Below are 10,192 nucleotides of genomic sequence, written 5' to 3' on the forward strand. Positions count from 1 at the left end.
GGCAACTTCTATGCCATTGTGGAACCTCAGAAGAACTGGACTGGTCTCGACAGCATGACGGCGGACGATATCCTCAAGATTAGTCTTGTCCGCGAATTGGTACAGGATGCCGTCGGTCCAGTGCATCCAGAGGACGATCGGATTTCTGGGGTGAGCCATGTTATGTGGGCTGATAAGGCCAAGCACCCGGAAGCAAATGCACGCAACGCCGTGTTTTTCGGGGAACGCGGGATCGACCGCTCGCCCTGCGGCACCGGCACCTCCTCTCGCATGGCACAGCGTGTTGCAAAGGGGTTGCTGGACGTCGGCGAAACGTTCGTTCACGAGTCTATCATCGGCACGCTATTCCGTGGTCGTGTGGAGGATGTGGCGGAAGTTGCAGGACGTCCTGCCATTCTTCCGAGCGTAGGATACTCGAAGAATGCGACCACCCGGCGATTAGGTCAAACGGGCAGCTTCTACCGCCGGCTCGAAAAAGCGCTCCTGAAAGCCCATGAACCAGGCATGTTGCGCAGGGTCATGGATTTTCATCAACCTGTCCTGCTCGGCACGGTCCTGGGCGCCCGGTCTAACGTATTTTCCAGGGTCTTGCTGCCATCTGTAAAACACTGAAGGACTTGCCTCGGGATGAAATTGGAATCCGAAGGCCTTCTCACCGTAACGGAATGCTTGGTGCTCAAATAGCTCACTTTTGGCTAAAAGGTCGGCACCGGCTGCGATTTCGAATTGGTGGTAGTGCGACTCTGCGACGTACAGCCGTTCCGGAAAATAGGTTTTCCCGACCTCCGTTGCGACGATTTCGTAATAGCCGAATTCACCTGGATCGCCAGGGAGGGGTCCAACCTTCGCGCCCAGCACGGTAGCCATGACCTGGGCGCCGAGGCAGATCCCAAGCAGCGGGACGTTCTGCTTCATGCATTGCTCGGCCCATTCTTTTTCGAACCTGAGAAATGGGTACTTGTGATCGTCGAACACGTTAAACTTCCCGCCAAAGATCACGCTGCCGACGACCGATGTGTCGACAACATCCAGCTGCTCCCCCAGGAAAGGTCTGATGGTTCGGGGAGGAACGCCGTGCGCCTGGAAGAACTCAACGACCCGGTCGTCCTCCGGACCATTGTCATGCCGGACCAATACAACATGAGCCATTTTAGTCTCCCGTTAAACGCTGAGAAGCCAGCCGTCGGCTCTACCGGCAGGTAAGTTCGACAACTTAGCACCCACGAATATCATTGCTTCCAGGCGTCGGCCAGCGCGCTCACCTTGCCGCGGAAAGCCTCCGCGCGTTCGTAGAGTAATTGCCATTCGGCGGCCGGAACCAGCGAGCCGCCCGTCGTCCACGAAATATGCGTCGCATTCGGCAAAGTTCGCCCAAGTCCATGCGCCTGAACATAACTGCGGCCTTCCTCGCTCGCGGTCAGGAAGAGCGGGCCGAGTAAGGCAATGGCCGCAGAAGGCTCTACCTGGAGGCCTTGGGCGTCCCGCACGCACAGCATCATGTCCAGCATGTGACCATCGTTCGCGGTATAGATGCCGGAGACTTGGTCAGCCATCAGTGGCGCGACGAATGGAGATGCACTGCCGACGGCCAGTCCGTCCGCTTCCGTTGCGTTGTCGAGACCAATATCGTAGACGGACACGCTGCGGTGAACGCCAATCAACAGCTGAAGGAGCATGCAGGCCGAAGCCGAAGGCTCAGCCCAGAAGCAATGTACGTTCTTTCCGAAAAGCGACTTCAGTCCGTAGGTGATCCCGCCGGGCGCGCCGCCGACGCCGCAAGGCACATAGACGAACAGTGGATTATCGTTATCGACGACAATTCGCCGATCCCCAAGTTGCGAAGCCAGTTCGGCTGCGGCGGCGCCATAGCCGGCAAACAGGTCTATCGAATGCTCGTCGTCGACGAAGTGGCATTTCGGGTCGGCTTCGGCGGCTTGGCGCCCCTGCTGGACGGCGATCGAATAGTCCCCGGTATGCTCGACGACCTCGACGCCATTGGCGCGCAGAAGATTCTTCTTCCAGGTTTTGGCGTCGCGCGACATGTGCACCATCGTGCGGAAGCCGAGGCTAGAGGCGATCATGCCCACGCTCAGGCCCAGATTGCCCGTGCTACCGACGACGACCGAATAGTGTGAAAAGACGGAACGCGCGTCCGGGTGCGTGTAGTTCGGCCGCTCCAGGGACGTCCGGGCGAGACCGTTCTCAGCCGCCACCCGTTCCGCGAAGGCGAGCACCTCGTTGAACCCTCCCCGCGCCTTGATCGACCCGGCAATCGGCAGGGAATGGTCAGCCTTGACGAGCCAGCGTGGAATGTTCCAGCGCTTCGCGAGATCTTCGGCGGCAAGCAGCGGCGATTCGATGACGTCGGCCGAGCCGCGAGTCGCAGGGAAAGAGCCCTGAAGATGGTAACGGGCATCGCGCAAACGCTGCCGCGCGTTGGCGATATCCTGACGATACGCATCGCCGTCATGCGATTGCGCAAGAGCGTGGTTGATCCAGAACACCGGAACTCCTGCCGCCAGTTGGGCGAGAAGCCTGTCCTTCGCCTGGCCATTGTCGTCGAGCATAAGGTGTCCTTGACGCAAATTCGCCGATCCCGATCAGGAATGACCCGAAAGAATCAAGCCTTCCTTAAGCGACCGATCCGAACCCTGCGCCGACTAGCGCAGTTGGATCCAGATAGCTTTCGTCTCGGTATACTGGTCGTGAGCAGCGAAGCCCTTGTCCTTTCCGCCGAAGCCGGATTCCTTGTAGCCGCCAAACGGGACCGCGAAGTCGCCTTCCGAGTAGCAATTGACCGAAACAGTGCCGGCGCGGATCGACCTTGCGATCAGGTGAGCGCGGTTGAGGTCGTTCGTATAGAGCGACGCCGCCAAGCCGTAATTCGTGTCGTTCGCGATGCGCACGGCTTCGGCGTCGTCACGGACGCTGATGACTGACAAGACGGGGCCGAAAATCTCCTCGCGCGCGATTACCATGTCGTTCGTCACGCCTTCGAAGATGGTCGGCTCGATGAAGTAGCCGCCGGTTCCCTTCAATACCTGATTGCCGCCGAGGGTCAGCTTCGCGCCCTCGGATTGGCCCTTCTCGATGTAAGAGAGGACCTTATGCATATGCGGCTCCTCGATCATGGCGCCGATCTTTGTAGCGGAATCCAACGGATCTCCGACCTTCCAGGCCTTGACGGTTTCCTTGAGCTTCGCGAGCAGAGGTTCGCGGATTTTCTCGGCGACTATCAAGCGCGTGCCGGCGGAGCAGTTCTCCCCCTGGCAAAACAGGAACCCGGCCGCGATCTGCTCGACAACGGGGGTGAAGTCGGTCACGTCATCAAGAACGATGGCCGGACTCTTGCCGCCACATTCCAAGACAATGCGCTTCATGTTCGATTCGGCGGCGTATTTCAGGAAGTAGCGGCCGACCTCGCCGGAGCCCGTGAAGCTGATGCAATCGACGTCCATGTGCAGGCCGAGCGCGCGGCCGGCGGTCGGGCCCATGCCCGGCACGACGTTAAGCACGCCGTCGGGAAGACCGGCTTCGGCGGCGATGGCCGCAAGGCGGAGCATCGAAAGCGAGGTCAGTTCCGCCGGCTTGACGACGACGGAATTTCCGGTAGCGAGCGCAGGCGCAATCTTCCACATGGCGACAAACAGCGGGAAGTTCCACGGCAGGACCGCGCCGATAACCCCGACCGGCTCGCGCACGATCATGGAAACGACGTCGAGCGGGGCTGGAGACATCTGATCGTAGAGCTTGTCCGTCGCCTCGGCATGCCAGCGCAGGGTCTCGATGCTGTCGGGAAGATCGACGTTGCGGGAATCGTTCAGAGGCTTCCCGCAGTCGAGCGTCTCGATCAGCGCGAGTTCTTCGCGTTTTTTTTCGATCAGGTCGGCGAAGCGCAGCAGCGTCTTCTTGCGGTCGCGGGGCGTTTGGCGCGACCACGATCCGCTTTCGAAGGCAGCGCGCGCGGCCGCGACAGCCCTGTCGATGTCGGCCTCGTCGCCCGAGGAAACCTGCGCCAGTTCCTTGCCCGTGGCAGGGTTAAAAGTCGCAAACGTTTCGCCGCGTTCCGTAACGCAATATTCGCCGTTGATAAATGGGCGCGTCTCGAACGTCGCGGGCATCTTGATATTGACGGTCATCTTATGTCCTCAACCTATTGGGGTACTTTCAATGCACCCAGGAGGCGATGTTCTGCGACTTTAGGGCTTCGTAGAGCTTGCGGAAGTCGGAGCGCTCCGCATCACACAGGCCGATCAGCGGCGAGCGCACATCGCCGATCGGAATGCCAGCGAGCGACGCGCCGTATTTGACGTACTGATTGTACTTGCCTGCGTTCTCCAGCAAGTAGATCAAAGGCATCATTGCCTTCATCAGCTTACGCCCAAGCAGGAAGTCTTCCTTCTTGACGCACGCGTTGTATAGGGCGACGTGTTCTGCCGGCAGGAAGTTGGAAGCGCCGGCGATCCAGGAGCGCGTGCCCCACAGGAATTGATCCAAGACCTGATCATCGAAACCGCAGACGCGTTGCAGCTCGGGATAGAGGACCATGTGCTGGTAGTAGCGGGAAATTGAACCGCTCGATTCCTTGATGGCGAAGATCTTCTTTATATCGAGGACGCCTTCGAGGAACTCCTTGTCCATGTCCACGCCGGTGCGGGCGGGGAAATTATAGAGGATGATCGGCAGTGGCGTGCTCTTGGCGATGTTGCGGAAATGCGCAATGAGTTCCGACTTGTCCGGCAGGGAGTAAGGCGGAGCCGCGAGCAACTGCGCCCCGTAGCCCAGGCCTTCGGCGAACTTTGCGACCTCAATCGTCTCCTCGGGCCGCATGCTGTTGGCCCCGACATAAAGTGGGATGCGGTCCTTCACGACCTCGGCCACGCGCCCGAGGACGGCTTTCCGTTCCTCCAGCGTCTGGGAGTAGTATTCTCCAGTCGAGCCCCCCGGGATGAGGGCATGCACGCCGTTGGAGATGAGATACTCAACGAGCTTGTCCAAGGCCTTTAGGTCCAGGCGACCGCTATCATCATAGGGTGTGGCGAGGGCCGTCAGGATGCCCCTGAGTTGAGGTATCTGCATCTGAAATCTCCATCCATATTAAACCGCAGGGAATAGCCTGCGAAGACTCGTTTTGTGTGTCGCGAAAGCCGGTCGCTCGTTCTGTCGACATATTGTCGTTCATAGTTATTGTCAACGACTTTTGATGGTCCGCACCTTGGCGCGGCCTGACCGACTGAAGAGTGAACGAAACCTCAAATGTCGCGTGTCGGCTCACCAGCGCCTGCCTCGGGTGGCGTTTGCGGACACGGTCGCTTCCCATTCAGCAGACCAAAGTCGCCATCGGCTGCGCCGTCCTCGGTCGCATGCTGTTCTGCGCACCCCAAGATGCGCCTACCGCAAGACAGCCACGGAATAGTCGGTCGCTTCAAAGATCGCCTCCGTCCGGACCCCTAACGCCAGGATCGCCATATGAGCTTGGAAGCAAATACTTCTTGAGTCACTTTCAATTATCGGTATTCAAAGGCATGATTGACAAATGAATCAAGTCGACCGCACGTTGAAGTATCTGTCTGGTCAGATCGATGTTTGGTGACGTAGCGAGAACATATCCTATACAGTCTCGATAATCACCTTTCCGGATGATTGGCGTCCCAGATTTAATATAGAACTTAATTTCGGCGACACCTGGTACATCAGCAGCCCCGAGATCGGTCCAATCGATGGTGCCATCGCGATTAGGAACTAGCAACCGCAAAACCGCAGTCTGCGGATTGCTTCTGAGCAAATTCCATTCGTCACCGATGACAAGCTTGATATGCTCGGTGACGAGATCGACACCGTAGACCAGTTGGACCATTTGAGGACAGGGCGAACCCGGCATACGCGGATTGACTTCAATGACGACTGGCCCTCGCTTCGTCCAGCGGAGTTCAATGTTCGTTGGCCCCCAGCCAAGCCCTAGAGCGCGCAAACAGTTCAGCGAAACATCGGCGATACGCTTGCGCTTGTATCCAGTCAGCACGGCTGGATAGGTGAGCTCACGATAGACGAAATGGGGTGGGCGGCAGAAGTCAAGCGCGCCAATCCCAATGACGTCATCCCCCATTATATCAATGGTATAATGCGGACCTTGTGCGTATTCTTCGACAAGGATCCTTGGGGACGCACGCCATATGTGGTTACCGCTCAACAAATAGGCCGTATGTTCGGCCAATTCACCGAAACTGTGGCACAATTGGACCCCACTGCTGCCGCTGCCAACCACCGGCTTAACTATCACCGGCAGTCCGATCTCCGCGGCAGAATCCTCTACGTCCGCTGCATTGGACGCCAAGCGATAAGCAGGTATCGGAACGCCTGAGGCCGCGAGAAGTTGACGCTGAGTATACTTATCGCAGCATTGTTCGATAGCTTCCGGGTTCGGTCCGGGTAGATCGAAGTGCCGACAGAGCTTGCCAACTGTCGCATAAAACGAATCCGCAGCGGCCGTGATGCCTGCGATGTCATAGGTCCCTCGGAGCCGGCAACATTCGCGGATCAGCGCATCCAGATCGTCTGTATCAACACGGATTGTCTCAGCCCCTTTCGCCGCGAAATGGTCGTACCGAGTTGGATCGTCAGAAAGGGTAATTGGCTGAAGACCAAGACGCTGAGCAGCCTGGACGTAGAGCAGACCCGAGCCCATTACCGTGCCTCCAATTAGGATCAGCGCTCTTGCCATTGGCTGTGGACCCTTCTGTGCGTGCCGTGCGGCGGCCTGAAGGACTGTCGGCACCTTTGTAGCCGCGCTTGATCTCAGACCTTGCCCCGAGGTTACCATCGCCAACGATCTCGCCGTGTTAAGAATCAGCAAATTTTTATTTCGAGTTTTGTTGCATCGGCTGCCCTTCGAACTTTTGTGTGAAGCGGCTGCGAGATATTGACGAAGACGAGCATGCCTCTCTCAAGCAATGAAGCGGGGGCCCACCGACCGTTGCCTCAGACTTTGGCCGAACGCCTGATCTCGCTGGGACTGGCAGAGAAAAGATCACGCGGCGTTGGCATCAGCCGGCCGGCCGGGAACTGGTTATCGCCACTCTGCTGGGCCAGGTGGCCCGCGATTGGGTCATTTCACGACTTCCTTCAGGCTGTGAATAGGAGATTGTGGGGACCCAATCCCCGCTGTACGCGCTGGCGTCAACCTCGGCGTTCAGTCAATCGGTCACGATTCCTCGAGCAACGGAGGAACTGGTTCTTAGGACCTCATGGAGAATAATCGCTACCGTTTTCGTGGTCTGAGGGTTCAGGATGGAACTTGTCGCTGACGATGTCGATGCTGGGCATTTGCATCGGACACCTTGAAGCCCTTTTCGTAGGTGCGCGTGTCGAGGACGCAGTCGACCTTGAGGCCGGTCCTGGTCGTCGTCGCGCCGATCAACTCGACCACCGTCAGGCGGCTTTCGAGGTCGGCCCCGCCAATTCTGGGTGATGTGGCAGAACAGGCGGTGCTCGATCTTGTTGCACTTCGATGTGCCGGGCGGATAATGGTGGACGTGCAAAGTCAAGCCCGTCTCGTCGGCCAGCTTCTGCAACTCGACCTTTTATAACCTGACACTGATGGCGCGATCCCTCGTCAGCCTTGCGATTGTGCTGGCGCGAGTAGCCAAGCTTGACCAACTCCTTGGCAACCGTATCGGCGCTGCTCGGATGGCCCAATGCCATCAAGGCGTCGGCGAGCTTGTCCATCTTTCCGACACTCACAGCAGCGCTCGTTCGGGTCGCCAAGCGTAACAGGCTCTACCAGCCGCTTCAGCTCCGGGGTCAGGCCGGATCGACCTCACTCACCGCCTTGCGCCCGCCGCCGGACCGGCGAACCTGCCCCGCAGCCAGCGGCATGGCGCCAGGTCGTCCTGGCCGCGATTGATCATCGAGTGGGCAAGCCCCGTGATCAGCGAGACCGCCGCAAGGCCGCCCCAGCCCGCCGTGCCCGCTTCAGCCGCCGCAAACATTCGACGGCCGCGCTCGTCAAGCTTGCGCCCCACCGTCTTCCAGCGATAGCGGATGCCGTCTTCGTCGATCATACCATCGACATACAGCCAGTTGTGGCGCGCCGGAATCCCATAGCTGTGAGTCACACAGCCGCAGCCGCTATCGCTCGAGATTCAGTTATTGTTCGGAGCGTCCTTAGCACCTAAAGCAACCCCGCCTGTTTAGCCTCGCGGCGCAGGTTCTGGCGCGGGCGCGGCCCGAGCTGCTGGATCACCAGTCCGGCCGCCAGCGAGCCAAGGTCGCCGCAGTTCTTGAGGTCGCGGCCCTGCGTGTAGCCGTGCAGGAAGCCGGCGGCGTAGAGGTCGCCGGCGCCGGTCGTGTCGACCAGCTCCCTGATGGCGGTCGCCTGGATGACCACGGTCTCGTCGCCGCGCACGATGACCGAGCCTTTTTCCGAGCGGGTGACGGCGGCTATTCTGCAGTCCTTGCGGATCTTCGCCAGCGCCTCGTCGAACGAAGATGTCTGGTAGAGCGACTTGATCTCGTGGCTGTTGGCGAAAACGATGTCGACGGTGCCGGAGCGCATCAGGTCGAGGAATTCGTCGCGGTAGCGGTCGACGCAGAACGAATCCGACAGCGTCATCGAGACTTCGCGGCCCGCCGCATGCACCAGTTTCGCCGTCTGCCGAATCGCTTCCTTGACGCGCGGCGGGTCCCACAGATAGCCCTCGAAATAGGTGACCTTGGCGCCCGAGGCCTTGTCGGCCTCGACGTCCTCCGGCCCGAGTTCGACGCAGGCCCCGAGATAGGTGTTCATCGAGCGCTCGCCATCGGGAGTGACGAAGATCATCGAGCGGGCCGTCGGCGGCTCGCCGGTGAGCGGCTTGGTGTCGAAGGCGACGCCCTGGGCATGGATGTCGTGCGCATAGATCTCGCCCAGCGCATCGTTGGAAACCTTGCCGAAGAAGGCGGCGCGGCCGCCGAAGGAGGCGACGCCGGCCGCTGTGTTGCCGGCGCTGCCGCCGGAGGCCTCGATCGCCGGCCCCATGCGGCTGTAGAGCAGTTCGGCGCGTTGGGTGTCGATGAGGTTCATCGCGCCCTTGATGATGCCGTTGGTCTGAAGGAATTCCTCGTCGCACTGGGCGATGATGTCGACAATGGCATTGCCGATGCAAAGCACGTCATAGTCCGGCATCAATGTCTCCGCCAAAAACCCGAGCCGGCTTCTTGCCACGCCCGGGCGGGCGCGGGTCTGCCAAGTGGGAATGGGCTTGCCAAGCCGTTTGCCGGCGGCCCTCACGGGGCGCCGAGTCCTGCCTCGCGACGCAATTCGTCGGCTCTGTCTGTCTTCTCCCAGGTGAAATCAGGCTCTTCGCGGCCGAAATGGCCATAGGTCGCAGTATCGCGGTATATAGGCCGTAAGAGATCAAGCATCTTGATGATGCCTTTCGGTCTGAGATCAAACATCTCAAGAATGAGGCGCTCGATCCTTCTTTCCTCAATCCTTGCTGTCCCAAACGTGTTGACCATGATGGAAACCGGACTGGCCACGCCGATTGCGTAAGCAAGCTGCACCTCGCACACGTCCGCAAGTCCGCTGGCGACGATGTTCTTTGCGACATACCGGGCCGCATAGGCAGCCGAGCGGTCAACCTTGGACGGGTCCTTGCCCGAAAAGGCGCCGCCGCCGTGACGACCCATCCCGCCATAGGAATCGACGATGATCTTGCGTCCGGTGAGACCGCAGTCACCGCGCGGCCCGCCGACTACGAACCGCCCCGTCGGGTTGACCAGAATTCTGATGCCTTCCGTCGCCATGTGGGTCGGCAGGACGGGCTTGATGATTTCCTCAATGACGCCCTCGCGGACAGTCTCTTGTGAAACTTGCTCGTCATGTTGGGTCGACACTACGATGGTATCCAGAGCGACCGGGCGCAACCCCTCATAGCGCACTGAGACTTGGGACTTCATGTCCGGACGCAACCAGCCAAGCTGTCGTGCCTTCCGGACATAGGCCTGCCGCTTCGTCAAGCGATGAGCGAGCTGGATCGGCAAAGGCATCAGGGTGTCGGTTTCGCGGCATGCGTAGCCGAACATGAGGCCCTGATCTCCCGCTCCCTGCTGGAGGTCCTGCCCTCGTCCCTCGTCAACGCCTTGGCTGATGTCGGGCGACTGCTCGGTGAGGGCATGAACGACGGAGCAACGCCGGCCGTCAAAGCCGACG

General features: G+C 59.7%; 8 protein-coding genes and 2 pseudogenes. 1 reads left to right on the forward strand and 9 read right to left on the reverse strand.

All coding sequences use genetic code 11. The annotated features are described in order from the left end of the window. Nucleotides 1-54 precede the first annotated feature (54 nt). Nucleotides 55-351: pseudogene (locus NKJ26_RS32500) on the forward strand (proline racemase family protein); the annotation flags it as partial. 87 nt (nucleotides 352-438) lie between these two features. Here the strand turns inward: NKJ26_RS32500 and NKJ26_RS32505 are convergent. The 9 genes and pseudogenes from NKJ26_RS32505 to metK form a co-directional block, all read right to left on the reverse strand. Then, entirely contained in the window at nucleotides 439-1,149 is a 711-nt protein-coding gene (locus NKJ26_RS32505) for a glutamine amidotransferase-related protein (protein WP_352699886.1), read from the reverse strand. A gap of 80 nt (nucleotides 1,150-1,229) precedes the next feature. After that, nucleotides 1,230-2,567 carry a D-serine ammonia-lyase gene (gene dsdA / locus NKJ26_RS32510; protein WP_352699888.1) on the reverse strand — a complete coding sequence of 446 codons (1,338 nt, stop codon included), beginning with the start codon at nucleotides 2,565-2,567 and terminating at the stop codon, nucleotides 1,230-1,232. A 93-nt stretch (nucleotides 2,568-2,660) separates the two neighbouring features. After that, complete coding sequence (locus tag NKJ26_RS32515; RefSeq protein ID WP_352699890.1) at nucleotides 2,661-4,139, reverse strand: aldehyde dehydrogenase; 1,479 nt, start codon at nucleotides 4,137-4,139, stop codon at nucleotides 2,661-2,663. A 28-nt stretch (nucleotides 4,140-4,167) separates the two neighbouring features. Continuing rightward, nucleotides 4,168-5,079 (reverse strand): dihydrodipicolinate synthase family protein, encoded by a 912-nt coding sequence (locus NKJ26_RS32520; protein WP_352699892.1) that lies wholly within the window; start codon nucleotides 5,077-5,079, stop codon nucleotides 4,168-4,170. Nucleotides 5,080-5,503: 424 nt separating this feature from the next. Then, nucleotides 5,504-6,721 (reverse strand): ATP-grasp domain-containing protein, encoded by a 1,218-nt coding sequence (locus NKJ26_RS32525; RefSeq protein WP_352699894.1) that lies wholly within the window; start codon nucleotides 6,719-6,721, stop codon nucleotides 5,504-5,506. 561 nt (nucleotides 6,722-7,282) lie between these two features. Next, nucleotides 7,283-7,580: pseudogene (locus NKJ26_RS32530) on the reverse strand (ISAzo13-like element transposase-related protein); the annotation flags it as partial. Between the two features lie 240 nt (nucleotides 7,581-7,820). Continuing rightward, nucleotides 7,821-8,114 carry a hypothetical protein gene (locus NKJ26_RS32535; protein WP_352699896.1) on the reverse strand — a complete coding sequence of 98 codons (294 nt, stop codon included), beginning with the start codon at nucleotides 8,112-8,114 and terminating at the stop codon, nucleotides 7,821-7,823. Nucleotides 8,115-8,170: 56 nt separating this feature from the next. Next, a complete protein-coding gene (locus tag NKJ26_RS32540; RefSeq protein WP_352699897.1) occupies nucleotides 8,171-9,163 on the reverse strand; it encodes an adenosine kinase in 993 nt (330 codons plus the stop codon). Between the two features lie 101 nt (nucleotides 9,164-9,264). After that, nucleotides 9,265-10,192: methionine adenosyltransferase (metK, locus tag NKJ26_RS32545; RefSeq protein WP_352699899.1), on the reverse strand; the 928-nt coding region annotated here is incomplete at its 5' end.

The organism is Mesorhizobium sp. M0152, assembly GCF_040322415.1.
Classification (GTDB): domain Bacteria; phylum Pseudomonadota; class Alphaproteobacteria; order Rhizobiales; family Rhizobiaceae; genus Mesorhizobium.

Coding starts and splice junctions, on each gene's coding strand:
- NKJ26_RS32505 (WP_352699886.1), bottom strand. CDS start 1,149: ATGGCTCATGTTGTATTGGTCCGGCATGACAATGGTCCGGAGGACGAC.
- dsdA (WP_352699888.1), bottom strand. CDS start 2,567: ATGCTCGACGACAATGGCCAGGCGAAGGACAGGCTTCTCGCCCAACTG.
- NKJ26_RS32515 (WP_352699890.1), bottom strand. CDS start 4,139: ATGACCGTCAATATCAAGATGCCCGCGACGTTCGAGACGCGCCCATTT.
- NKJ26_RS32520 (WP_352699892.1), bottom strand. CDS start 5,079: ATGCAGATACCTCAACTCAGGGGCATCCTGACGGCCCTCGCCACACCC.
- NKJ26_RS32525 (WP_352699894.1), bottom strand. CDS start 6,721: ATGGCAAGAGCGCTGATCCTAATTGGAGGCACGGTAATGGGCTCGGGT.
- NKJ26_RS32540 (WP_352699897.1), bottom strand. CDS start 9,163: ATGCCGGACTATGACGTGCTTTGCATCGGCAATGCCATTGTCGACATC.